This is a genomic window from Legionella cincinnatiensis (genome assembly GCF_900452415.1).
GTDB lineage: Bacteria > Pseudomonadota > Gammaproteobacteria > Legionellales > Legionellaceae > Legionella > Legionella cincinnatiensis.
Genome location: NZ_UGNX01000001.1, coordinates 1,174,092 through 1,199,675, shown reverse-complemented (window position 1 = coordinate 1,199,675; position 25,584 = coordinate 1,174,092). Strand labels below are relative to the sequence as shown.

Here is a 25,584-nt window from a genome sequence, read left to right as displayed (position 1 = left end):
GATCTCCATGACAAAATTTGGTTTTCTTCAAATCTCATTTTATTTGCTCTTCTTACTGCTGCTTGTCAAACCCCTTGGTTGGTATATGGCCCGAGTATACCAAGGCCAATCTTGTTTATTAGACTCTTTAGTTAGACCTTTTGAATCGTTCATTTATAAGCTATGCGGAATTGATCCTGAAGAAGAAATGGAATGGAAAACTTACCTATCAACGATGCTTTTTGTTAATTTAGTAGGATTATTGGCAGTTTTTCTTTTGCAAAGAATTCAATACTATCTTCCTCTAAACCCACAAAATTTTGCGGCTCCCTCATCTGATCTTGCTTTTAATACGGCAATTAGCTTTACAACGAATACCAATTGGCAAGCCTATAATGGTGAAACAACCTTGAGTTATTTGACACAAATGCTTGCGCTTACTGTACAAAATTTTATTTCAGCAGCAACAGGAATGTCGTTATTAATCGCTTTGATACGAGGTTTAACAAAACGTGAAAGCGTAGGTTTAGGTAATTTTTGGGTGGATACCATACGAGGTATACTCTACATCTTACTTCCCTTGTCATTCATTTTCTCCCTTATCTTATGCTCACAAGGAGTAATACAAAATTTTAAACCCTATCAAAAAATTAGTCTTCTCCATCCATTTACTTATCAACAACCAATGACAGATACAAGAGGTCAACCCCTATTAGATGGCCTAGGTAATCCCCAAGTAACCTCTAAGAAAATAACCGAACAGACCATTCCTATGGGACCTGCTGCCTCACAAATTGCCATTAAACAATTAGGCACTAATGGAGGCGGTTTTTTTAATGTAAACTCTGCCCATCCCTTCGAAAATCCTACTCCATTAACTAATTTTCTTGAAATGGTAGCCCTTTTACTTATTCCAGCAGCTTTTTGTTTTACTTTTGGGATGATGGTTCAGGATAAACGACAAGGATGGGCAGTGTTAATTGCCATGTTCATTTTATTTATTCCACCTTTAATTCTTGAAACCGTAATGGAACAAAAAGGCAATCCAGCATTTCAATCCATAGGAATTGATATGCAGCCTATAGCTGGCCTTTACCCTGCAGGGAATATGGAAGGCAAAGAAACACGTTTCGGTATTGTCAGCTCAACCATTTGGGCCACAGCAACTACCGCTGCGTCGAATGGTTCAGTTAATTCCATGCTTGATTCGTTTATCCCATTAGGAGGGCTTGTTCCCCTTTGGATGATGCATTTAGGTGAAGTTTGTTTTGGTGGAGTAGGTTCAGGATTATATGGCATGCTCATGATGATTATTATCACTGTATTTGTTGCAGGTCTTATGGTAGGCAGATCTCCTGAATATCTTGGTAAAAAAATTGAACCTTATGAAATGAAAATGGCCTCAATTGCCGTTTTGATTATGCCTTTAGTGGTCCTTATCGCAACTGCTTATGCTTCGGTGACCTCTTCAGGCATTAGCTCAATAGCCAATCCAGGTTCACATGGTTTCACAGAAATTCTTTATGCATTTACGTCGATGGGAAATAATAACGGCAGTTCTTTTGCAGGTCTAAATGTGAATACCCCTTTTTATAATATCCTGGGAGGCTTACTCATGTTGATTAGCCGATATTGGATTGCCATTCCCACTCTTGCAATTGCAGGTTCACTGGTTAAGAAAAAACATATTCCCAGTAACCCCGGCACTCTAGCAACTCATACACCCCTTTTTATTGTTTTGTTAGTTTGTATCACCATTATCATTGGCGCTCTATCTTTTGTCCCCGCCCTTGCATTAGGGCCTGTGGTGGAACAGTTGATACTTTGGGGTAAATATGGCTACTAAAATACATTCAATATGGGATCTTAACATCATTAAAGTGGCCTTAGTCGATGCTTTTCTAAAACTCAGGCCACTCACTCAAATTAAAAATCCGGTGATGTTTACCGTATATGTAGGCTCAATCATAACCACCGTACTTTTTTTACAATCACTTTTGGGAAAAGGAGAAGCACCTACTCTTTTTATTTTAGCAATTACATTATGCCTCTGGTTTACACTCCTGTTTGCTAACTTTGCTGAGGCGATGGCAGAAGGTCGAGGTAAAGCCCAGGCACAAGAATTGCGCCGAGCACGACATGATATTCAAGCCAAAAAATTAGCAAAAGCGTCTAAAAGTGCAAAATTTACCCTAGTCACTTCAGGACAATTACGTATGGATGATCTGGTATTAGTCGAAGCAGGAGATTTCATTCCTAGTGACGGAGAGGTTATTGAAGGTATTGCTTCTGTTAATGAAAGCGCTATCACTGGCGAAAGCGCACCAGTGATACGTGAAAGTGGAGGTGATCGTAGCGCGGTAACGGGAGGTACTCAAGTCATCTCTGATTGGTTGATCATTCGCATTACTTCTAATCCAGGAGAAACATTTTTAGATCGCATGATTGCCTTGGTAGAGGGTTCAAAACGTCAAAAAACACCTAGTGAGCTAGCCTTGACTATCTTACTCGCTGCATTAACCATTGTCTTCCTAGTAGTTTGTAGCACCCTGCTCTCTTTCTCCATTTTTAGTGTATTTGTAACCAAATCAGGTCAGGTAATTTCCATAACAGTGCTTATTGCCCTTTTTGTCTGTTTAGCTCCAACTACAATTGGAGGGTTACTTTCCGCGATTGGTATTTCAGGCATGGATAGAATGATTCAAGCGAATGTTATTGCTTTATCTGGACGTGCCGTTGAAGCTGCAGGAGATATTGATGTTTTATTACTTGATAAAACAGGAACCATTACTTTAGGAAACCGTCAAGCTACAGAATTTATTCCTGCTGAAGAGGTTAGCATCAATGAATTAGCTAATGCAGCACAATTAGCATCACTCGCAGATGAAACCCCCGAAGGCCGTAGTATTGTTATTTTAGCCAAAAGAAAATATAAGTTACGCGGTAGAGAGCTTGGAAAACTCAATGCCACTTTTATTCCTTTTACAGCGCAAACACGCATGAGTGGCGCAAATGTTGGAAACAGACAAATTCGTAAAGGTTCGTTTGAGGCAATCAAAGAATACCTCAATCAGTTAGGTAGCATTATTCCTGAAAATGTGAAAAAAAATGTCGAAATTATTTCACGACAAGGAAATACAGCATTGGTTGTGGTAGAAAATCAAAAAGTACTCGGTATTATTCGTCTTAAAGATATTATTAAAGGTGGTATTCGCGAACGATTCGCTCAATTAAGACAAATGGGCATTAAAACAATTATGGTTACTGGAGATAATCCTCTTACCGCTGCTTCAATTGCAGGCGAAGCAGGCGTAGATGATTTTCTGGCCAATGCAAAACCTGAAGACAAACTTAAATTGATTCGGGAGTTACAAGCCCAAGGTCATCTAGTAGCAATGACAGGAGATGGAACCAATGATGCTCCTGCTCTTGCTCAAGCAGATGTTGCAGTCGCAATGAATTCAGGAACACAAGCAGCAAAGGAAGCAGGTAACTTAGTAGATTTAGATTCAAATCCCACTAAATTAATTGAAGTGGTTGAAATTGGTAAACAACTACTGATGACTCGTGGTTCACTCACTACTTTTAGCATAGCCAATGATATTGCTAAATATTTTGCCATTCTACCTGCGGCGTTTTCAAGTACTTATCCGGAACTTAATATTTTAAATATCATGCATTTGACAACCCCTCAAAGTGCTATTCTGTCTGCAGTCATTTTTAATGCGATTATTATTATTTTTCTCATTCCTTTAGCGTTACATGGAGTGAAATATAAGCGTCTTCCTGCCGCACAACTCTTACGAAACAATGTGATCATTTATGGCTTTGGTGGATTAATTGTTCCCTTCATCGGTATCAAAATAATAGATCTGCTCTTAACTTTAGTAGGGTTAACAGGATAAAAATGATGATAGAAATTTTCAAACAAATAAAAACATCTTTATTCTTTGTACTCATTTTTTCGCTACTCACAGGCATTATTTACCCTGTTGTAACTACCCTTATTGCCCAAGTATTATTCCCCTACCAAGCAAACGGCAGCATACTCCGATATCAGGATAAACTTATTGGTTCTGCATTAATTGGACAATACATCGATGCACCTAATTATTTTTGGGGACGACCCTCTGCGACCACTCCATTTCCTTATAACTCAGCGAGTTCTTTGGGTTCAAACATGGGGCCTTTAAACCCTGAGTTTTTGACCATAGTCAAAAAAAGAGTGGCGACGCTTCATCAATATGAAAATAAAATTCCCTTAATTCCTGTTGACTTAGTGACCGCTTCTGCAAGCGGCCTTGATCCGGAAATAAGCCCACAAGCAGCTTTTTATCAGATTCCTCGAATTGCTAAAGCACGTAATATTTCTGAGCAAGAAATAGAAACATTGGTAAATCAACTCCTCAAAAAAAGAACTCTATATCTTTTAGGAGAACCACGTATTAACGTACTAGAGCTTAACTTGGCCCTAGATCATGTGAGGATCACTCATGAATGATTCACGTCCCAATCCTAACGTGTTATTGCAACAAGTACTCGAAGAAGAAAAGCAGCAACAGCGTGGCAAACTCAAAATCTATCTGGGTGCTGCCCCTGGTGTGGGAAAAACCCATTCCATGCTTCATGAAGCATTAGAAGAGCAAGCAAAAGGATTAGATATTATTGTAGGCATTGTCGAATCACATGACCGCTCAGAAATTTTAGAAATACTGAAAAACTTCGTGATTCTACCGAAAGTAACTATTGATTATCACGGCAAAAAACTACAAGAATTTGATTTGGATGCTGCGCTAAAAAGAAATCCTGGATTAATACTTATGGATGAAATGGCACATACAAATGTTACCGGGGTACGACATAAGAAACGATGGCAAGACATTAAAGAACTGCTGGATCGGGGAATTGATGTATATACTACTTTAAATGTGCAGCATATAGAAAGCTTAAATAACGATGTTTCTCAAATTATTCATGCGCCTGTCCAAGAGACTGTTCCTGATTTCATGATTGAAAGTGCAAATACTATTGAACTTGTTGATTTGGCACCAGAAGATTTATTAAAACGTTTGGCAGAGGGAAAGGTTTATGTCCCCAAACAAGCACGGCTAGCTGCGGAATTTTATTTTCGTAAAGGTAACTTAATGGCATTACGTGAACTTGCATTACGCACATTAGCAAAGCAAGTTAATACTCAAGTACTTCTCTATAGACAAGGACAAGGGATAAAGAGTATCTGGCACATCATGGAAAAAATTCTCGTTTGCGTGGGACCAGGCCCAGAGGCTCATAAATTAATTCGCTCTGCCAAAAGAATAGCAACGAGTTTTCAAGCAGACTGGATGGCTGTTTATGTAGATTCTCCTCGAACTCAATTGTCTAGAACACAACGTAATCAAGCGATAAAAAATCTATTTTTTGCGGAACAATTAGGTGCTGAAACCCATATATTAATGGGATATGATTTTGTTAAAGAAATTCTTAATTTTGCTCGTGCGCAAAATGTTACTTTAATTATGATAAATAAAAGAATTCAAACGCGATGGAGGAATTTTTTCTTTCGTAGCTTAGCTGATGAGGTTTTGCGTTATAGCGGTGATATTGATGTGTATACCATAACTGAAATGGTAAAGAAACCACAAAAGAAAACACTTAATAAACCTCTTACGTCCTGGTTTCCCTATTTCTTATCGATTAGTATTGTTTCTGTCACCACATTATTTAATTTTTTGCTTTATTCCTTAGTACCAGATGCTAATTTAATCATGGTTTATTTAATAGGCATGATTGCTATTGCCTCACTAGGACGTACCGGCCCTACCATTTCAGGAATTTTTCTCAGTCTTTTATCTTACGATTTTTTCTTTGTCCCTCCTTACTACAGTTTTTTAACCAATGATGCAGATTATATTTTCAATCTCGTGATGATGCTCGTGATAGCATTTATTATTTGCCAACTCACCTTAGTTACTCGTCGTCAATCAGAGATTGCACGCCTTGCCGAATATCAAACGTCTACTTTATATACTTTAAGTCGAAGATTATCAAGAACACGTGGAATAGTCAGATTACTTAGAACTGGAATTAATTATATTTCGGAAGTTTTTCATTGTGAAATTATTGCGTTACTGCCTAAAGATGCACGCTTAGTCATTCGCGCGCGCTCAAAATCGCATCAAGAATTGGATGATAAAGAATACAGTATCGCTCAATGGGTATATGAATTAGGGCAAAAAGCAGGATTAGGAACTGATACGCTTTCTTTTTCTAATGCCATATTTATCCCATTGCTCGGCGCCCGAGGTACAATGGGTGTTTTAAGAATTCAACCTTTAAAAAGTGACGATTGGGCAACACCGGAAAAAATACAGCTTTTGGAGTCTTGTGCTAATCAAATGGCCCTAGCTATTGAAGTAGATAGCTTGCAGGAAGAATCCCATAAAAGCAATGCATAAAACTGTAGGCGTATATACAATAGCATCATATATAGATTTCTGGTTGCAAAAGGCAAATTGTAATTTTTGTAAAAGACTGATTCGAGCACAGATTACACTCTTACATTCCCATTATTTAGTTTATCAGAATACCCTTTTTGGGATATTCTGATGCACTTGCTTCATGTATTCTTTTAGTGAGAAAGACCTACACTACTACCAAGTATCTCAACAAAACTTGGAACTGTTGCTGTTCGACTCCAATCGCGTTGTAATTCACATAATAATTGTGGCAAGGTTATAAGTACACCCCCTGCTTGTTGAATACGACGTAGTCCTAACTCATGAGCTGTAACCGAAGTTCCACCTACTGCATCAGCAACTACATATACTTCATAACCTTCATTTAACGCATCAAGGGCAGGAAAAGTCAAACATACCTCAGTCCACAGAGCAGTCATAATTAATTTTTTACGCGCAGTCCCTTTAACTGCATTTACAAACTCAGTATCTTCCCACGAATTAATGGAAGTTCTGTCATATGTGTTTACCCCTTCCAGAACTTGAGTGAGTTCAGGAATTGTCGGTTTATTCAAACCCGAATTCACATTAACTGTTGTAAGAATGATTGGCAGGTTGTATGCCACACCCGTTTTAGCAACGCCAACGATATTATTTACTAATTTCTGCTTGTCCATTGATGCAATGGAATTAACTTGGACGGGTTGATAATCAATGATAAGTAAGGCAGCATTTTTGGGGGTAAGTAAAATATCATTCACTGGATCTCTGGTGGGTTGGCTTGTCATAATGTTCGCTCCTGCTCCGTTATGTTAAATAAAGTTATAAACATAACATATGGATTCTATAGATACCAACCTTAACTTCACGCATTACTGTATTGCGTAGTCTGGAAAATAGTTTTAAATTGCAATACGATAATGGTTATCTAGGTAAAAAGGATTTACTCATGATCATTGCAACCTTACATGCAACAGGAAATGAAACTCGAGTAGCGATTACTCCTAACTCAGCGAAACAGCTTATAAAATCTGGATTTGAAGTCAACATAGAGAAAAATGCTGGTCTAGCGGCAGGTTTTAGAGATCAAGATTATGAACAAGTTGGAGTATCTATTAGCGACAGTAAGAAAAATATTCTGACAAAAGTGAACATTCTTCTTTGCATTAATGAACCTCATCCTCAAGATCTAGAAGGTTTATCACAGGGCACTATAGTCATAGGCCATATTGATAATGATCCGCAAAGCCGATTAATCTCCTGGTGCCAAGAAAAGCAGATTACTTTATTATCAATGAATCTTATCCCTCGTATCAGCCGTGCTCAAAGCATGGACAGTCTATCATCTCAAGCAAATTTGGCGGGATATCGAGCTGTTCTGGAAGCAAGTACTCAATTTCATCGAGCTCTCCCTATGATGATGACCGCAGCAGGAATGATTCAACCTGCTAAAGTACTTGTTCTTGGTGCGGGTGTGGCAGGCTTACAAGCCATAGCAACAGCCAAACGTTTAGGTGCAGTAGTTTATGCATTTGATGTACGACGTGCTGCAAAGGAACAAGTGGAAAGTTTAGGTGCTGAATTTATAGAAGTCAGTCAAGAGCAAGACGGTGAAACAAAAGGTGGATATGCTTCTGAAGTAAGTGAAGAATATAAAAAGTTACAAGCAGAGCTTATTGACCAATACGCTAAATTATCTGATATTGTTATTTCAACAGCATTAATTCCTGGTCGTCAAGCACCCGTTTTATTGTATAAACATACTATAGAACAAATGAAACCTGGATCAGTTGTTGTTGATCTCGCAACCTCTCGAGGTGGGAATTGTGAAGTAAGTGTTGTTGATAAAACCATCAAACATGGGGAAATAACCATCATCGGCTTCAGCAACCTAGCAGGACTAGTTCCAGCAACAGCAAGTGAACTCTATGCAAATAATTTAGTGCACCTGATTCATCTCCTAGCCTCTACCCCTCCTGAAATCACATTAAACCCCAATGATGAAATTATCCAACAGGCAGTACTTTGTCATCAAAATCAATACCTACCATTCCAGGTTATAAAGGAGACCCAAAATGCATGAGATGAATACCTTAGGAAACCCTTATATTGCGATACTCACTATTTTTGTATTAGCCTGTTTTGTCGGATATTACGTAGTTTGGAAAGTTACCCCAGCACTCCATACCCCTTTAATGTCGGTAACCAATGCAATATCCAGTATTATTGTTTTAGGTGCCCTCATTGCTGCTGGAAGCCAATTCGTGGGAAAAATAACCTGGATAGGTGGTTTAGCAATATTTATTACCTCAATTAACATCTTTGGTGGTTTTGTGGTAACACAGCGCATGCTACGCATGTATAAAAAATAGAATAATGATACTATTTTTATTTGAAACCGTGCAGTAAATTAAGGATGATTTTCTCATGACGACTTTGGTTCCTTTATTTTATCTATTAGCAGCAGTATGTTTTATATTGGCACTTAAAGGCCTAGCCAGCCCGGCCTCGGCGAGAAGAGGAAATCTATTGGGGATTACGGGTATGATTCTCGCAGTAGGCTCAACCTTAATGATGCCCTCAACTTACCATCAATTCCTACTGATTGGTTTAATAATTGCAGGTGGAATAATCGGCACCTATATTGCTCTTAAAATTAATATGACCGCTATCCCACAATTAGTTGCAGCTTTCCACTCATTAGTTGGGATGGCAGCAGTACTTGTCGCATTCTGCGCTTTCTTATCTCCTCATTCGTTTCATATAGGCATCCCTGGCGCAATCGCCAAAGCAAGCCTCGTGGAAATGAGCCTGGGTTTAATTATTGGAGCTATCACCTTTTCTGGCTCTGTAATTGCCTTTCTGAAACTACAAGGAATTATGTCTGGGGTCCCTATCAAACTACCAAATCATAATACTATCAACCTATTGACCGCGTTGGGAATCCTTATTCTGTTTGTTTTATTTCTGATAAACCAAACACTTACTCTTTTTTGCGTTTTGGCTGCCTTAGCCTTTTTACTTGGTGTATTGCTTATTATTCCTATTGGTGGTGCTGATATGCCTGTAGTAATTTCCATGCTTAATTCATACTCTGGATGGGCAGCCGCTGGTATTGGGTTTACCTTAAGTAATCATTTACTTGTGATTACTGGAGCTCTAGTTGGTGCAAGTGGAGCAATTCTGAGTTATATCATGTGTGTAGGAATGAATCGCTCCATTTTCAATGTAATTTTCGGTGGTATTCAGACATCTGAAGCACAGTTACAAGCCAATGCCACAACTGAATCCCGCGCAGTGCGACAAGGAAATGGTGAAGATGCAGCATTTCTTTTAAGTAATGCAAAAGATGTCATCATTATCCCTGGATATGGGATGGCAGTGGCCCATGCACAACACGCAGTCAAAGAATTAGTAGATGCATTAGAGCAGCGCAATATTAAGGTTCGCTTTGCAATCCATCCCGTGGCTGGTCGTATGCCCGGACATATGAACGTATTGCTTGCGGAAGCCAATATTCCTTATGATAGAGTTTTTGAACAAAGTGAAATTAATCGCGATTTTGCAAGTTGTGATGTAGCCTATATTATCGGAGCAAATGACATAACCAATCCTGCAGCAAAAACAGATCCAAGCTCACCTATTTATGGAATGCCTGTTTTAGAAGTTGAAAAAGCAAAAACTGTGTTGTTCGTGAAACGAAGTATGGCACCTGGTTATGCCGGTGTAGAAAATGCGTTGTTCTATCATGACAATACATATATGCTTTTTGGCGATGCTAAAGCAATGACTGAGTCTATTGCTAAGGCATTAGAAACATTATAAATAAAAATAAGGATAGCCAAGGATAGCCGATGAAATTACCTCTTTTAATGCCTCGATTAGGTCTAAGTATAAGTGCTTTTTACATGATTACAGCACATGCGGGAATTCCTGTATGGACATTTACACCAGATCCCAATTTTCCACCCACGGTATCGGTAAGTCCCACAGGCACTGCCACTGTGAAATATCTGGTACAAAATAACTCTCACCGTGCTCATCAATTGGTCATCAAGCCTATGCAGGGCGTGACCCAAGTTGCTCCTTGCTCTGCCTCAGGCAAGAATAGCTGCACATTGGTGCTGAATGTTACAGGTAGTGCTTTACCCGAAAAAGGTGTTTCGGGAGGTCCCTATCTTTGTCAGCAAAATCCTGATGGAACACCCAATATTAACCAATGTTATCAACCTACAAATAATGCGTTACATATTACTCTAACAAATACACCTCCACCCACGGATTGTGGCAATATTTATATTACAAACTCCGGAGAAGGTAAAATTTATATAGTTAATGGAACCACCCATACTTTTAACGCCAATAATTGCACAAAAACGCTTCCTTCAAATAATTCACAACCATTCGCGATTACTCGCAAAGGACCTGCAGGTAATTTTTATATTTCTGATCTTCAAACTAATAATGTGATCTTTGAATATAACTCATCTCTAGACCAACTTGGAGAATCAGATCCATTGCCTATTCCCAATGATTCTTTTATTTTGGGCTTATTCGCTCATCAAAATAATAATTACTTATACGCAAATACTGTTTTTGGCACAATGAATGGCGTATATCCAATTCTTTTTTCTAATTTAAGTGTGGGTCCTGCCTTAGCAGGCACCAGTAACCGCAGAACTATTGGTACAGCAATGAGACCAGATGGTACTCAACTTTGGGTTGGGTATAATGATGCTCCTTCTGAGATTGAAATCTTTGATACTACAAATAATATGTCAACTGACATCATCTCCAATAGTGGGGGGCAAGATAACTTAACAAGTATCTCATTTGGACAAAATATGGCATATATTTTATTTGATAACGGCGGAGGTAACGTAACGACGTTAGATGTTATTAATGATTTAAATAACTTACCCAATACTATTTCTCCAGTAATGCCGCAGCCCTCTTTATACGACGACACTCGATTTGGTATACCTGCTACAGATAATTCAACTTATGCAGCTATAACTATGAATCCAAATTCAACTTTATTTACTATTTACAGTAATACAGGGAATAAAGATAAGGTATGTGAGTTTACGTTAAATCAGGAATTTTTTTCCGCAATGAGTTTCAACAGCACCCAAAATGAATATGTCTTTGTAACCTTCACATCTACTGCTCCACCAAATATTGGTACTTATAAAGTTTACTTTGTACCCAATAACAGCTTTTGTACTTTCCAAAACTTAACTCTTCAAGAAAATACTCCAAATAACGCACCGATTGGTTTAGCTGGAATGTATATAGAATAAATACTATCAGATAACTGCAGGCCAAAGACTGTATGACTTTGGCCTGTGATTTAGTTTTGTCGCCAACAATCTTATAAATAAACGAATGCTATTCGATCTCAACCAAAACACACAGCAAAAAGGGTGTTTTATAATTATATTTTGTAACAGTTCTCTGGAATTACCGCAAAATATTAACCGATACTTTTCAATATATTTTTAATGAATATTAATTTGCCATGCAAGCAAAATAAAGGTATCTTAGCCCATTAATTTTCATTATGGAGTGAACTAATGTTACAAAAACTTGGATTTGGGGTATTGTGTATTATGACTTCTTTAACGACTAATACCTATGCTATGGAAAGTCATACACTCCAACAAGGAGTCACTATTGAATATGAACTACCCAGCAATGATCCCCAAGAATTTGTTAATTATATGTTCTGGTCAATAGAAGCAAAATGCAAAATCATCACAGAAGATGACAATGATGATCTTTTAGTAGAAGCATTAGCTAAAAAAGGAAAAGTTAATGACTTTTCTTTGTCTGCAGGAGAGTTTTTGCAAATTACAGTCCAATCAAATCAGATCTTGAAACTCAACGCCGATTCAGGAGCAAAAGTGAGAATTACTAATTTAGGTCAACATACAGTAAAAGCGAGTTGTACTACTTAATTGTAATAGCTCGGCCTGAGGAGAGGCAAAATGTCCGTCTCGAAAGCCTGCTATAAGCTTAGCGACAGCGCTTTGCGCTTCCTCAGCCCGAACGCTCCAAGTGGAGAATAGATCAAACTCATTTTTTAATTTAAATTTTGTGGGGATACATCAGTTCGCGGAGGTCGACGCTCCTTTAGGAACTGAGTGTTAGTCCCGACCTTTTACTAACAAACTTTATCTTCTCACCACTTTTTTAGTGGCTCCCTATAATATGAAGCATGCAGTAGTAGTATTACAATTATTTAAGAGCTCATTTACTTTTATTAATCGATCAATCAGCTCTTGGTTTTTTTCTACATGCAGATCGTTTTTATTTGAAATTTTTGTATTAAGCGCACTCCATACATAATGGATTGGTATTTTGTTAGCGGTATCCTTGACCATGGGATCAGCCCCATGTTCTAAAAGCCAATCAACAACTAATGGTAAACCACGACGAGCCGCTGTATGGAGAGGGGAATATTGTTTACTGTCATTTGAAGGTTTATTAAGATCGATTTCTGTTTGATAGAGCTGTTCTATTATTTCAAGCATGTCATCCTGCGTGTCCACACGACACTTAAGAATTGCCCAATGTAACGGAGTAACAAATTTATTTGTATATATATTTAAGTCTATTTTTTTCATGAACGCTTCTTGAAGAATCGCGTGCACTTCGGTTTTATCAATTTTGCTAATTGCATCAAGAAGCTGAACTATAATCTCATCATTATTTTTAAAAAACATAAAGAATCCACTGTAATTTCAGATTAATAGCATCAAAAATAAAGGTTATCACTATAGAGTTAATGCTCTCGAGTTGCATGAAACTTAATTTTCGGGTATCGCTCTTCAGCCATAGTTAAGTTAACGCGAGTTGGAGCAAGATACATTAATGCATCGCTTCCATCTAATGCTAAATAATCATGTGCCTTAGTGCGAAACTCACTCATCGCTTTATCATCTTCTGAGTACACCCAACGAGCACAAGTCACATTAACCGATTCATAAATGCAATCTACTTTATATTCATGTCTCAAACGATGAGCAACAACATCGAATTGCAATATTCCTACAGCACCTAAGATTAACTGGTTGCTATTTAATGGTCGAAATACTTGGGTTGCTCCTTCCTCAGAGAGCTCAATTAAGCCTTTTAGTAAAGCCTTGCTCTTTAAAGGATCCTTTAAGCGAACCAAACGGAAAAGCTCTGGGGCAAAATTAGGAATACCAGTAAATTTTAATTGTTCACCTTGAGTAAAAGTATCACCAATTCGAATCGTACCATGATTGTGTAACCCGATAATATCTCCTGGCAAAGCCACTTCCGTATGGGATCGATCACCAGCCATAAAAGTCAACGCATTGGAAATTTGTATTTCTTTACCAATCCGCAAATGACTTAATTTCATCCCCTTTTTATAAGCTCCAGAGCATATCCGTAAAAAAGCAATTCGATCCCTGTGCTTGGGATCCATATTTGCTTGTATTTTAAATACAAACCCAGAAAAAGCCTCTTCATTTGGAGATACAACCCGTTCTTGAGTGTTTCTTGGTTGAGGACTTGGAGCATAGCGTACATAATCATCCAGCAACTCTTTGATGCCAAAATTATTAATTGCTGAACCAAAATAAACAGGGGTCATTTTTCCTGCTAAATAATCCTGCAAATTAAATTCATGCGAAGCTCCTTTCACCAGTTCAATTTCCTCACGCAATTCTTGTGCACTTTCTCCTAATATCTCATCCAATTGAGGATTGTCTATTCCTTTAATTTGCATTGCATCTTGTTTTTGTGCATTTTTCCCCGCTTGATAAAGATAAACTACATCGTCATAACGATGGTAAATGCCTTTAAAACGTTTTCCCATACCTACAGGCCAAGTCACTGGAGCACATTGAATCCCCAAAACAGACTCAACCTCATCGAGCAAATCAATAGGATCGCGACCTTCACGGTCCAGCTTATTAATGAAAGTCATAATTGGAGTATCACGTAGACGACATACCTCCATCAACTTTACTGTTCTTTCCTCTACACCTTTGGCCACATCAATAACCATGAGTGCTGAATCTACGGCAGTTAAAGTTCGATAAGTATCTTCAGAAAAATCCTCATGGCCTGGGGTATCGAGTAAGTTCATGACATGCTGATTATGTATGAACTGCATTACGGACGTAGTAATAGAAATACCGCGCTCTTTTTCCATTTCCATCCAGTCTGAGGTTGCATGTCTATCCGCCTTTCGTCCTTTAACAGTTCCCGCCAATTGAATTGCACCACCAAATAAAAGCAACTTCTCTGTTACGGTAGTTTTACCTGCATCAGGGTGAGAAATAATGGCAAAGGTTCGTCTTGTATTAAAATCCTGATAAAAATCGGACATGAAATTCTCTAAAATAAATATATTGTTTTCGTATGTGAATTTTAAGCCATTCTTGAACAAATTCAAGACGAAACAATTAATTATCACCCCAATAATCCATATAAAGAGAATATAAAAATAGTTATTGGTCCTAAAAATCTGTACTATATTATCAACTTAGTATAAAAATTAATGTCCACTATGAAACGTTGTCCTTGGGTTGGAATCAACAAACCTTATTATGAGCATTATCATGATACAGAATGGGGTATCCCTGTTCATGAGGATCACAAACATTTCGAAATGCTTATCCTCGAAGGAGCACAAGCAGGTTTAAGTTGGGAAACAATACTCAAGCGCCGCGAAACATACCGTAAGGCATTTAAGCAATTTGATCCTCAAGCCGTGGCTCACATGACGGATGAAGAATTAGAAAATTTACTTACAGATCCTGGCATTATCCGCAATCGACTTAAAGTTTTTTCAACACGAAAAAATGCCAGTGTATTTCTAAAAATTGTACAAGAATTTACCTCATTTGATAATTATGTGTGGCAATTTGTGAACGGAAGTCCGAAAATAAATGTTCCGCATAGCCTTCAAGAAATTCCCGCAACTACACCGGAGTCAGATGCTTTATCCAAAGATTTGCAAAAAAGAGGAATGAGTTTTGTGGGATCCACAATTATGTATGCTTATATGCAAGCAGTTGGAATGGTAGACGATCATTTGGTCGATTGCTTTTGTAAAAATCGTAATGCCTGAGTTTTAGTAAAAAATGCTGAGAAAGAACTATTAGCCTTATTTTTTTGCCGCTGCAATAAACATCCATAACGCTATAAATGTTATAATAATAAATGCAACGACACTGGCTAACATTGAAACATTGTACTCTGCAATTATGATTTTCCAATGAAAAAAAATCCGTAAAAGATGCAATAATGCAACTAAAGAAAAAATAACTCCGGCAACAACTAAAGGTATTCTTTTACTCATTTTAGTCCCTCCATGATTTATACCTACATTATAGCAGGAGGGACAGAAAACTAATTGCCTTGTAACATTGAAGCATGAAAAGTTAAATGTTCTTCAATAAAGCTCGCAATAAAATAGTAGCTATGATCGTAACCTTCTTGCATTCGTAAACTAAGATCTACAGAAGCATTCACGCAAGCATCCTGAAATAATTCGGGTTTTAATTGTTCTTGCAAATAAGGATCCTGAGTCCCCTGATCAATTAATATCTTCTTATGCGGCCACCCCCTTTCTACAATGAGATTACACGCATCATAATCCTTCCATTTTTCCTGATCTTTACCCAAATAACCGGTAAACGCTTTTTGCCCCCATGCGCATTGAGTAGGAGCACAAATAGGGGAAAAAGCAGAAACCGAACGGTATTGTTTGGGATTTTTTAAAGCCAAGGTCAATGCTCCATGTCCACCCATTGAATGTCCAAAAATACCACAAGCTTGTTCGTTAAGAGGGAAATGTTGCTGAAGTAAATTAGGAAGTTCATCACACACATAAGTGGACATTTGATAGTATTTTGACCATGGATTTCGCGTGGCATCCACATAAAAGCTAGCACCGATACCAAAATCATAATTGTCTTGATCCCCCGGCAAATGAACTCCTCGAGGACTGGTATCAGGGGTAACCAATGCAAGACCCAATTGAGCAGCCATGCGTTGTGCACCTGCTTTAGTAATAAAATTTTGTTCTGTACACGTTAATCCAGACAGCCAATACAATACAGGAACACATTGTGTGTGTACTTGTGGTGGCAAAAAAATACCAAAACGCATCACACAATGAGTTACTGAAGATAGGTGTGTGTAAACACGTTGAATACCTCCAAAACAATAGTGCTCTTCAATAAGATCAATAGTCATTTATTCAACTCAAAAAAGGTTAAAAAGTAAGAACTGTACGAATAGATTCACCTTGATGCATTAAATCAAAAGCGTTATTAATTTGTTCTATAGGTAAAACATAAGTAATTAAATCGTCGATATTAATCTTTCCATCCATATACCAATCAACAATTCTAGGAACATCAGTACGACCTCGTGCTCCTCCAAATGCCGAGCCCTTCCATACTCTTCCTGTAACTAACTGAAATGGTCGAGTTGAAATCTCCTGTCCTGCCCCAGCAACTCCGATAATCGTGCAGATCCCCCAACCTTTATGACAACATTCAAGAGCTTGGCGCATCAGTTTGACATCACCAACACACTCAAAGCTATAATCAGCCCCTCCTTTAGTGAGATCAACAAGGTGAGCCACTAAATCATCACCAAATTCATGGGCATTAACAAAATCAGTCATTCCCATCTTTTGAGCTAAAGCCTGGCGTTTAGGGTTAATATCAACACCAACAATTTGCTCTGCCCCAACCATACGAGCACCTTGAATTACATTAAGTCCAATGCCTCCTAAGCCAAAAACAACAACTCGGGCTCCTGGGGTCACTTTCGCGGTATATAGTACAGCTCCTATGCCTGTGGTCACACCACAGCCGATGTAACACACTTTTTCAAAGGGTGCATCTTTGCGGATTTTTGCCACTGCAATTTCAGGTAAAACGGTGTAATTTGCAAAAGTTGAAGTCCCCATATAATGAAATAATTTTTTACCATTAAGACTAAAACGACTTGTTCCATCGGGCATAAGTCCCTGACCTTGTGTTGACCGAATAGCCTGGCAAAGATTCGTTTTCTGTGAAAGACAATAGTCACATTGGCGACATTCAGGCGTATAGAGAGGAATGACGTGATCCCCTGGTTTTAGAGAAGTAACACCAGGACCAACATCAACAATAACACCAGCACCTTCATGCCCTAAAATTGTCGGAAAAATTCCCTCTGGATCAGCGCCGGATAAAGTGAACGCATCTGTATGACAAACACCTGTTGCCTTAATTTCAATAAGAACTTCACCTTGTTTGGGTCCTTCTAATTCAACCATTTCGATTGCTAATGGCTTCCCCATCTCAAATGCCACTGCTGCTTTTACTTGCATCAAAACTCCTCTCTATATTCACTTGAATAGGATCATCAAAAAAATAGCTAGATAATCGTAACATAATAATTATATTGAAAAAAATTATAAATTTGAAAATAAAATATTGAAATTTAAAAAGAAATTTTGGTATTGACATTATCACTAAAACTCTTGCCACTTATCCTCTTTATTTATTTCTTTTGAGTACTCTTTTATACTTAACTATATGAATAAGTAATATCAATTTTTCGGAAAAGCAGAGTATGATCATTAATAGTGAATTTAAGCCTGCTAAGTGGCTTAAAAATCAGCATGGGCAAACTCTGTATCGAACCTTCACAAATAGACTCCAAGTTCCCATCAATTTTTATGAACGTGTGGAGTTACCTGATGGTGATTTTATTGATTTAGCCTGGAGTACAAGCAGTTTAAATAATCATGCTCCTTTAATTATTCTACTTCATGGATTAGGTGGCAATATAAATTCAGCTTACGTTGCCAGTTTATTTAATGCATTCAATAAATCTGGCTACCGAGCAGTTTTAATGAATCTTCGCGGCGCAAATGGCCCTAATCGTTTGCCACGTTCCTATCATGGAGGTGATACAACCGATTTTGCATATGTTTTAAGTCAATTGAAATTACGGGAACCTTCAACAAAAAAAGCCGTGGTGGGAATTTCATTAGGCGGGAATATACTCCTCAAATGGCTAGGAGAAACAGGTCATCAATCTTTAATTGATGCGGCTGTTGCAGTTTCTGTACCTTTTCAACTACATACTGTCGTTCAAAAGATAAATAAAGGATTTTCTCGTGTCTATCAAACCCACTTATTGGAGAGATTACAGAATCTTTTTTTACAAAAATTAAATATCATCAATCGTCAAATAGTTCTTTCTAAACAAGCATTAATATCCATAAAAACTCTGTATGAGTTCGATAAACAAATCACTGCACCATTAAATGGTTTTTCGAGTGTTAACGAGTATTATCAGAAATCAAGTTCAAGGCAATACTTGTGGAATATAACAACTCCTACATTAATTATTCATGCTGTAGACGATCCTTTTATGACGCCTGATGCAATCCCAAAACTTCATGAATTATCACCAGATATTCTCTTAGAGTTAAGCCAACATGGAGGACATGTAGGGTTTATTGCACAAAACATTCGATATTGGTTAGAAGAACGTATTCCCTTTTTTTTGCAAGATTACCTAAATTCATCATCCTGATTATTATTTAAAAGAATGAATAACATTTTTTTGAAATAGTTAAGAAAGGCCAATGTCCCAACTTCTTCTATTAGTTGTATCACTTTATTACCCCATTGCTTTCGTTCGGTTTTCCATCCTATAAAAAACGCAAAAGTAATAAGAACCACGATTCCCAAATGATAATGAGTCATTTTACTTTGAACAAAATACTCTTTATGCTCTGTCAGCTCTTTTTTCTGACCTTGCAACATTTTATCCATCTGAGCAATTTGTGCAATGATCTGTTTTCTTGAGTTTTTCATGCTCAGCACTCTGTTGTGAAAAATATTCTCTGGTTTTTTGAAAACTCATATTACTTAAATTATAAGATAAGTATTTAGTCAGTCCTAGTAATAACCCTATATTCAGCAGTAAAATTAGAACAAGAGCTAAAAAAAGGCTATTAGAAGTCAATGCAACAAAATACCCTAGTAAAAACATAGCAGTTAACCACACTGTAATGAATATTACTAACAGCATGCATATATTTAACAATAAAGGAAAAACACTCAGCCCGGCCAATCTGGCTTCAAGACGAAATACAGACAATACTGTTCTAATAATAGAGATTTTTGCTGCAATAAGAGCTTCTAATTGTTTGAAAGCTTCCATTATTTTTTCATAAGCTTGGACAATAAAAATCCTATTCCACCAGCAATTAACACAGAAGTTAATGGATTTTCTTGTATCTTCTTTAATAATTGATCGGAGTACTCTTTAATACTCTCTTCCACATCATTTGCCTTATGAACCCCTTCTTCATAAAGATTATTAACCTTCTTTTTTCCTTCCTTTAATAATTGACTAGCAGCTGCTTCTATGTGCTCTTTTGGTGTATATACTTGATTTTCACTAGAGCTTTTCATGTTAATACCCTCCTTAGCGTACATCCATTGATTCAAAATAATAAGTATCATATTAACTATAGTTATTAGAATAGATAAATCAATAAAATTTATTTCAAATGATTTCTGACCCTTTTATCTTTAATAAGATCCCATCCTTTAATTCGAGACTCTCTTTCATGCTTTTTTAAAATCAATTTTTGCATCATTTTCGTTAAATATTAACAGAAGACTGTAATGAACCCCGCAAAATAACATAAAGAGTATGTTATTTTGTATTCACCACTTGATGGAAAATACGCTGTGCCAGTCGCTTTAAGGGTACATGATTCGTATTTGTGAGAATGATAATGCTCACCTGATCATCAAGATGCCGCTCTATCCAACTGCTGTAACCTCTTATAGCCCCATTTTTGAAAGCAAGACGCTTGCCATCAATAGAGGACACTTGCCATCCTAACGACCAAACCCAGTTTTGGTTACCCGCAGGTTTTCCGTTTTTTAAAAAGACTGGAGTCCACATTTGACGATAAGCGGTAGGTGTTAATATTTTCCCAGCCGACATGGCATTATCCCAGTTTGCCATATCACTGATATTGGATACAATTCCACCTGAACCTCCCATCTGCTGCCATGGCTTTTGATTAGGATTAGGAATAATCCTTCCCGCTTTCACTTGATATCCTGTTGCCAAATTTGGCGGAAAGAGCGAGCTAGGTAACCCTGTATGATTCATTCCTAAAGGAATAAAAATAGTTTGTGACAAATAAGCAATCAATGATTGATGGCTTACATTTTCAATAGCACGTCCCAGCACCGTAAAACCAAAATTATTGTAAGCAATTGCGGTCCCAGGTTGAAATTGCATCTTTTTTTTAGCCAGTTGGTTCCATACTTTTCTCCAAGGTAAATGAGGTCCGTGATGTTGAGGAATACCACTGGAATGTGAGAGTAATTGTCTAATAGTCACATTTCGCCATTGCTGAGGTGCTTTAGGCACATAGTCCAATATAGAATCATTCAAATGAATTTTTCCTTCTTGTACCAAAGTCATAAGCGCAAAAGCAGTAATCACTTTAGAAACCGAACCAATACCAAAAAGAGTTTGTGTATCCACAAGAGATTTTGTTGCAATATTGGCGTAACCATATCCTTTAATGAGGAAAGGCTTGCCATCTTTGAGTACGGCTAATGATAATCCAGGAACATTATTATTCTGCATAAAGGCAGTCACTGCATGATCAATCTTTTGTTTTATTGCTTCTGGAGTTGCATTAGTACACTTAAAAGGAAAAAAGATGGTCAAGCAAAACAGAAGTACTAAATTTTTTTTAAACATATTTAATTGACACTTTTGTGAATCACGAGCCGAATATTTTTAGGGTATCAAAAATTATTTTGTTGTCTTTAACTATTGACGAAAACATCATCTAAAAATAACAAAAATGATTTAGATCAACTATATTTTATTTATCCTAGGACATATCGTCATAAGAGTAAACAGCTGCATTGCCTTCTCTTTATAGCTGTTTTTTATGGAGACATACTTTGTGATTCTAAAACATATAGAATAGGGAGATAAATATGTTGAATCTTGATACAGAAACCATTTGTGATCTTCTTGATAAAGCACGGCAATTTCAAGCGAAAGAAGAAGTATGTTTTCCTGAAGAAACAGCAGAAATGGACTCACTTTATATTTTGGCTGACTATCAAGATGATCCCGTATATCAAGAAACAGTCGAATACATTGATGGTTTACGCCCCGATCAGCAAGCAACTTTGGTCGCATTAATGTATTTAGGCCGTGGCGATTATAGCCAAGATGAATGGGAAGAGGCTTTTAATTTTGCACAGGATGAATTCACAAAACGCACCGGTGAATATTTATTATCAAGACCATCAGTGGCAGATGATATTGAACGAGGGTTAAATATGCTGGGTATCTCCTATCGAGAATAATTTCAGATTCGATGAGAAATCAGAATTTATTTCTCATCTTTTCCTCTTTTAGGCCCCTTGAAATGGAGTTTACCGTCGCGCCTCTCATTTCTTTTTCCATATATGCATTTCACCTATTTTTCTTAAGGAATAGAACTCTTGTCAAATTATAGTACTTTATGCAATGATTATTATTGAAACACTTGGATAATGATTATGACACAATGATAATTTTAGGAGGGGCTTAAGATGAAGCGATTTTTTACAAAAGAACTTGCAACAAAAAAGAACATGCAAACATTTTTATCCTCTCGCACTTTTTCCAAACCAATCACATCAGCAGGCGAAAATACTTTGTTACCGATTCATAGCAGAGCTAAAAAAATACCTCTGAGTCCTGCTACGAAAATACCCAATTCAAATTTTTTTGCACAATTAAAAAAAGAAGAACACAGGCAATTTCCTCATAAAAAACGCAGTAGATTTAGTTATAACGACAATCGAAGTGCCGCGCTTTCATTACCTTATTCAAGTGATCAATTGGTTACGAAACAAAACGACCCCCAGGAACTTCTTGCACTGTCAAAAGCATCAATAATTGAGCATTCTAATCGACGAGTTGACTTATTTTTTTATACATTAATTGCTTATTATAAAACTTCTTTTTTCCCAACATATGCACAAACTATATTACAACATGGCACAGGTCGAACAGTCGATGATGAATGCATCACTGAAGCATGTCATAGCAGCTTCACTCCTTCATTGCTTGATAATATCATTTATCAAAACAAGGACACTGGAGAAAAACTTAAAAGTTTGTTGTCTAAAACCCACCTTATGGACAACTTGAACTCAACTGTTGAATTACCTCCATTTGTTAATGATCTTGATGATGTTTTAGAAAATACCTGCAGACCTCAATGCATTGAAATTATACGTCGTACTTCTATCGGAGAAATTAATCCCATTGAAGGATTAACTATTTTCCTTAAGATGATGCATGATGTTTTAACAGATCTTAAAGAAAAAAGTGAGTCTAAAAGTTCGTCCGTTTGTTTACCGCACTCTTTTCTAAAACAAAAATCAATAAATCCTGCCTTAATTGATCTTGTCACAACTGGAACATTGTCGGACACATTTTCTGATGAAACACAGACCGTTACCGATGAATACATTCAACTTTTACTGAGAATGAAACCAGATGAGAAAAAATTATGTGACAAAAAAGGGAATAAAGAAAAAATATACTTAAAAAAAATAACGGAAATACAAGATGAAATTTTACAGTCGAACAGCAGTCAGATTTTAATGAAACTCGATTAAAGATAGATCTCTTGTATCGCCGTAATCAAATAAAAGATGCAGTGATGCAAGAGATCTTCCAATTTCCCCTCTCAATAAATAGAGGCAAAGGATATTACCTATGGCGAAACATTTTTTATTTGCATAAAATCATATTTTTACTGTAACTAACGCGAGTTCGACCTAAGGGTATTTTCTATGCCTTTAGGTCGCTAAACTCACGTTAACTATAATCACCCTGGCGGTTATTTATGAATATTCATACGGTTGTTGAAGCGCAGAGAAAATTCGCTATGGCTGGGCAAGCTAAAAAAATTCTTTTCCGAGAGCAACAACTGCAAAAGTTAAAAGATATTCTCAAGCACAGGGAACAAGAGCTTTATCAAGCTCTTTATGAAGATATCAAAAAATCTCAATTTGAAACCTATTTGACCGAGCTGGCATTGATTTATCATGAAATTGATAAAGCCATTAAATATGTCGCCAAATGGTCAAAACCAAAAAAAATAAGGACAGGATTAGTAAATCAACCCGGAAAAAGTTTTATCCTTCCTGAACCTTATGGAACTACATTAATCATTGGAGCGTGGAATTACCCTTATCAACTTACTTTAAGTCCCTTAGTCGCAGCAATAGCTGCAGGAAATACCAGTATTATTAAACCTAGTGAATTAACAAAAAACACTTCTTCTATAATCGCGCAAATGATTAATCAAAATTTTGATCCTGCTTATCTTCATGTAGTAGAAGGTGGTGTTGAAATCACTCAAGAACTCCTCAGTCATCGTTTTGATAAACTATTTTTTACGGGAAGCACTGCTGTGGGCAAAATCGTTGCTAAAGCCGCCGCCGAACACCTCACTCCTATAACGCTTGAGTTAGGTGGAAAAAGTCCATGCATCGTTTTTAGTGACGCCGATCTAAAAATATCGGCGCAACGCATTGTCTGGGGCAAATTTTTAAATGCCGGTCAAACATGTATTGCTCCTGATTATCTCTTGGTTGAAGATTCAATCTATCCTTCTATGTTGGCGGAGCTAAAAACCCAACTCAATAAAATTATTGGCCCTAATCCTATGGAAAGTGAAAGTTATGTACGAATTATTGATCAAAAACACGTACAACGCTTGAAAAAACTTATAGATCCACAAAAATTATATGCCGGTGGTCAAGTTATCGAAGCAGAAAATTACATTGAACCCACTATCCTTAAAGATGTAAGTTTCACAGACGAAATTATGAAAGAAGAGATTTTTGGCCCTATTTTACCGGTGATTCCTTTTTCTGACCTAAAATCCATTCTTCAAGAACTAAAAACACGTCCACGCCCTTTAGCACTGTATGTCTTTGGAAAAAATCAGCAACTACCGACACAAGTCATCCATGAAGTTTCTTTTGGTGGTGGTTGTATTAATGATGTGCTGATGCATATTTGTGATTCTAATCTTCCTTTTGGTGGAGTTGGAGAAAGCGGTATGGGAAGTTACCATGGTGAGGCAGGCTTTAAAGCCTTTAGCCACTTTAAGAGCATTGTGAAAAAACCTTTTTGGTTTGAACCCCCAATTAAATATAAGCCCTATAATCAATTTAAATTAAGATTGATTCGCGCCTTGTTAGGTTAATTCATTACAAAATGAACATGTTATGAGATTACACATTAAACGGACTTGGGGTTTATTATTAGTGCTTTTAGTTTGTCAAAAAACACACGCAGAGACAAAAAATTACGCCAGCCTTTGGCCAACCGGGGTCTTCATAGGTCCTATAACTCATAACGATGAGAAATGGAAATATTATTTCGAGCCACGATTAATAGTGCTTAATGATCGGTATGGCTTTGGCGAACTCCATTTTTATTACGGTACAGGATATCAACTTGCTCCTAATTTTACTCCCTATGTGGGTGGAGCTTACTTTTTATCTGAAAACACAGAAGGTGTTATTTCTCATGAAAATGTGATCTGGCAACAATTTTTATGGGATATTTCTAAAACTGATTTTTTAAAAATATCGAATCGCTCTCGTTTGGAAGAGCGAAAAAATACCCTTTATTCTGAATGGTCAGCTCGCTTAAGAGAGCAAATTACTCTTAAAATCCCAGTGAAAAATACAAAATACTCTCTTGTAACCTTCGAGGAGGGATTCTTCAATTTGAATCATCCATCGTGGGTAAGCGATAAATTTTTTGCCGAAAATCGTTTCTTTTTTGGCATAGGCAAAGAACTTTCGAAAACCGCAAACGTGGATATTGGATATATAAATGAGATTAAGCTCCCAAGGCATGACCAAGAGATATTAAACGGTTTGTACATTAAAATTAATGTGAGTCAATAAACAGAAATAGAGCTCATTATTTATGAAGAGTTCGCGTTCTAAGAGGGATTAGCCTTTATTTGCCGCATCAACTTATTTCTTCTCTTAAAAACCTAGATAAAGAAACATCCAAAGCA

Annotated in this window: 25 protein-coding genes; 15 read left to right on the top strand and 10 right to left on the bottom strand. The window is 37.1% G+C overall.

Annotation, left to right across the window (positions count from 1 at the left end; genetic code table 11):
• Positions 1-7 precede the first annotated feature (7 nt).
• Genes kdpA through DYH34_RS05335 form a run of 4 tightly spaced genes read left to right on the top strand, consistent with a single transcriptional unit; the run spans position 8 to position 6,434 of the window.
• Positions 8-1,825 carry a potassium-transporting ATPase subunit KdpA gene (gene kdpA, locus DYH34_RS05350; RefSeq protein WP_058465407.1) on the top strand — a complete coding sequence of 606 codons (1,818 nt, stop codon included), beginning with the start codon at positions 8-10 and terminating at the stop codon, positions 1,823-1,825.
• A complete protein-coding gene (kdpB, locus tag DYH34_RS05345) occupies positions 1,815-3,884 on the top strand; it encodes a potassium-transporting ATPase subunit KdpB (RefSeq protein ID WP_058465408.1) in 2,070 nt (689 codons plus the stop codon). Before kdpA ends, kdpB begins: the two co-directional genes overlap by 11 nt.
• 2 nt (positions 3,885-3,886) lie before the next feature.
• Positions 3,887-4,480 carry a potassium-transporting ATPase subunit KdpC gene (kdpC, locus tag DYH34_RS05340; RefSeq protein WP_238589520.1) on the top strand — a complete coding sequence of 198 codons (594 nt, stop codon included), beginning with the start codon at positions 3,887-3,889 and terminating at the stop codon, positions 4,478-4,480.
• Positions 4,473-6,434, top strand: a complete 1,962-nt coding sequence (locus DYH34_RS05335) for a DUF4118 domain-containing protein (protein ID WP_058465409.1) — start codon at positions 4,473-4,475, stop codon at positions 6,432-6,434. The genes kdpC and DYH34_RS05335 overlap by 8 nt, the downstream gene beginning before the upstream one ends.
• A gap of 173 nt (positions 6,435-6,607) precedes the next feature.
• On the opposite strand, the gene DYH34_RS05330 is transcribed toward DYH34_RS05335, so the two are convergent.
• Entirely contained in the window at positions 6,608-7,222 is a 615-nt protein-coding gene (locus DYH34_RS05330) for a hydrolase (RefSeq protein ID WP_058465410.1), read from the bottom strand.
• 161 nt (positions 7,223-7,383) lie between these two features.
• On the opposite strand from DYH34_RS05330, the gene DYH34_RS05325 reads away from it, so the two are divergent.
• From DYH34_RS05325 to DYH34_RS05305, 5 genes are all read left to right on the top strand, one after another.
• Entirely contained in the window at positions 7,384-8,517 is a 1,134-nt protein-coding gene (locus DYH34_RS05325) for a Re/Si-specific NAD(P)(+) transhydrogenase subunit alpha (RefSeq protein ID WP_058465411.1), read from the top strand.
• On the top strand, positions 8,510-8,806 hold the full coding sequence (locus tag DYH34_RS05320) for a proton-translocating transhydrogenase family protein (RefSeq protein ID WP_058465412.1): 297 nt from the start codon (positions 8,510-8,512) through the stop codon (positions 8,804-8,806). Before DYH34_RS05325 ends, DYH34_RS05320 begins: the two co-directional genes overlap by 8 nt.
• A 55-nt stretch (positions 8,807-8,861) precedes the next feature.
• Entirely contained in the window at positions 8,862-10,259 is a 1,398-nt protein-coding gene (locus DYH34_RS05315) for an NAD(P)(+) transhydrogenase (Re/Si-specific) subunit beta (RefSeq protein WP_058465413.1), read from the top strand.
• Between the two features lie 29 nt (positions 10,260-10,288).
• Entirely contained in the window at positions 10,289-11,737 is a 1,449-nt protein-coding gene (locus tag DYH34_RS05310) for an NHL repeat-containing protein (RefSeq protein WP_058465414.1), read from the top strand.
• A gap of 273 nt (positions 11,738-12,010) precedes the next feature.
• Positions 12,011-12,394, top strand: coding sequence for a hypothetical protein (locus DYH34_RS05305; protein ID WP_058465415.1), 384 nt, complete (start codon positions 12,011-12,013; stop codon positions 12,392-12,394).
• A gap of 246 nt (positions 12,395-12,640) precedes the next feature.
• Here DYH34_RS05305 and DYH34_RS05300 read toward each other — a convergent pair whose 3' ends face one another.
• Positions 12,641-13,162, bottom strand: a complete 522-nt coding sequence (locus DYH34_RS05300; RefSeq protein ID WP_238589521.1) for an ankyrin repeat domain-containing protein — start codon at positions 13,160-13,162, stop codon at positions 12,641-12,643.
• 59 nt (positions 13,163-13,221) lie between these two features.
• Positions 13,222-14,802: a peptide chain release factor 3 gene (locus DYH34_RS05295; protein WP_058465416.1), complete on the bottom strand. Its 1,581-nt coding sequence runs from the start codon at positions 14,800-14,802 to the stop codon at positions 13,222-13,224.
• A 180-nt stretch (positions 14,803-14,982) separates the two neighbouring features.
• On the opposite strand from DYH34_RS05295, the gene DYH34_RS05290 reads away from it, so the two are divergent.
• Positions 14,983-15,546 carry a DNA-3-methyladenine glycosylase I gene (locus DYH34_RS05290; RefSeq protein WP_058465510.1) on the top strand — a complete coding sequence of 188 codons (564 nt, stop codon included), beginning with the start codon at positions 14,983-14,985 and terminating at the stop codon, positions 15,544-15,546.
• Positions 15,547-15,582: 36 nt separating this feature from the next.
• Here DYH34_RS05290 and DYH34_RS05285 read toward each other — a convergent pair whose 3' ends face one another.
• Genes DYH34_RS05285 through DYH34_RS05275 form a run of 3 tightly spaced genes read right to left on the bottom strand, consistent with a single transcriptional unit; the run spans position 15,583 to position 17,805 of the window.
• Positions 15,583-15,777, bottom strand: coding sequence for a hypothetical protein (locus DYH34_RS05285; protein WP_058465417.1), 195 nt, complete (start codon positions 15,775-15,777; stop codon positions 15,583-15,585).
• Between the two features lie 50 nt (positions 15,778-15,827).
• The gene (fghA, locus tag DYH34_RS05280; protein WP_058465418.1) at positions 15,828-16,676 is read right to left on the bottom strand and encodes an S-formylglutathione hydrolase; all 849 of its coding nucleotides are present in this window, start codon (positions 16,674-16,676) and stop codon (positions 15,828-15,830) included.
• 19 nt (positions 16,677-16,695) lie between these two features.
• The gene (locus DYH34_RS05275) at positions 16,696-17,805 is read right to left on the bottom strand and encodes an S-(hydroxymethyl)glutathione dehydrogenase/class III alcohol dehydrogenase (RefSeq protein WP_058465419.1); all 1,110 of its coding nucleotides are present in this window, start codon (positions 17,803-17,805) and stop codon (positions 16,696-16,698) included.
• A 245-nt stretch (positions 17,806-18,050) separates the two neighbouring features.
• Here DYH34_RS05275 and DYH34_RS05270 point away from each other — a divergent pair, with 245 nt between their 5' ends.
• A complete protein-coding gene (locus tag DYH34_RS05270; protein ID WP_058465420.1) occupies positions 18,051-19,022 on the top strand; it encodes a hydrolase in 972 nt (323 codons plus the stop codon).
• On the opposite strand, the gene DYH34_RS05265 is transcribed toward DYH34_RS05270, so the two are convergent.
• The 4 genes from DYH34_RS05265 to DYH34_RS05250 all read right to left on the bottom strand — a co-directional run bounded on the left by DYH34_RS05265 (position 19,001) and on the right by DYH34_RS05250 (position 21,227).
• Positions 19,001-19,306 carry a hypothetical protein gene (locus DYH34_RS05265; protein WP_058465421.1) on the bottom strand — a complete coding sequence of 102 codons (306 nt, stop codon included), beginning with the start codon at positions 19,304-19,306 and terminating at the stop codon, positions 19,001-19,003. The two genes, DYH34_RS05270 and DYH34_RS05265, sit on opposite strands and share 22 nt — an antisense overlap.
• Positions 19,257-19,655: a hypothetical protein gene (locus tag DYH34_RS05260; protein ID WP_058465422.1), complete on the bottom strand. Its 399-nt coding sequence runs from the start codon at positions 19,653-19,655 to the stop codon at positions 19,257-19,259. Before DYH34_RS05260 ends, DYH34_RS05265 begins: the two co-directional genes overlap by 50 nt.
• Entirely contained in the window at positions 19,655-19,909 is a 255-nt protein-coding gene (locus DYH34_RS05255) for an ElaB/YgaM/YqjD family protein (RefSeq protein WP_058465423.1), read from the bottom strand. Before DYH34_RS05255 ends, DYH34_RS05260 begins: the two co-directional genes overlap by 1 nt.
• Positions 19,910-20,156: 247 nt before the next feature.
• On the bottom strand, positions 20,157-21,227 hold the full coding sequence (locus DYH34_RS05250) for a serine hydrolase domain-containing protein (RefSeq protein ID WP_058465424.1): 1,071 nt from the start codon (positions 21,225-21,227) through the stop codon (positions 20,157-20,159).
• Between the two features lie 245 nt (positions 21,228-21,472).
• Here DYH34_RS05250 and DYH34_RS05245 point away from each other — a divergent pair, with 245 nt between their 5' ends.
• The 4 genes from DYH34_RS05245 (at position 21,473) to DYH34_RS05230 (ending at position 25,468) form a co-directional block, all read left to right on the top strand.
• The gene (locus DYH34_RS05245) at positions 21,473-21,850 is read left to right on the top strand and encodes a DUF3775 domain-containing protein (RefSeq protein WP_058465425.1); all 378 of its coding nucleotides are present in this window, start codon (positions 21,473-21,475) and stop codon (positions 21,848-21,850) included.
• 228 nt (positions 21,851-22,078) lie between these two features.
• Positions 22,079-23,155, top strand: coding sequence for a hypothetical protein (locus DYH34_RS05240; RefSeq protein WP_058465426.1), 1,077 nt, complete (start codon positions 22,079-22,081; stop codon positions 23,153-23,155).
• 230 nt (positions 23,156-23,385) lie between these two features.
• The gene (locus DYH34_RS05235) at positions 23,386-24,756 is read left to right on the top strand and encodes an aldehyde dehydrogenase (RefSeq protein WP_058465427.1); all 1,371 of its coding nucleotides are present in this window, start codon (positions 23,386-23,388) and stop codon (positions 24,754-24,756) included.
• Between the two features lie 22 nt (positions 24,757-24,778).
• Positions 24,779-25,468 (top strand): DUF2490 domain-containing protein, encoded by a 690-nt coding sequence (locus DYH34_RS05230; protein ID WP_058465428.1) that lies wholly within the window; start codon positions 24,779-24,781, stop codon positions 25,466-25,468.
• Positions 25,469-25,584 lie beyond the last annotated feature (116 nt).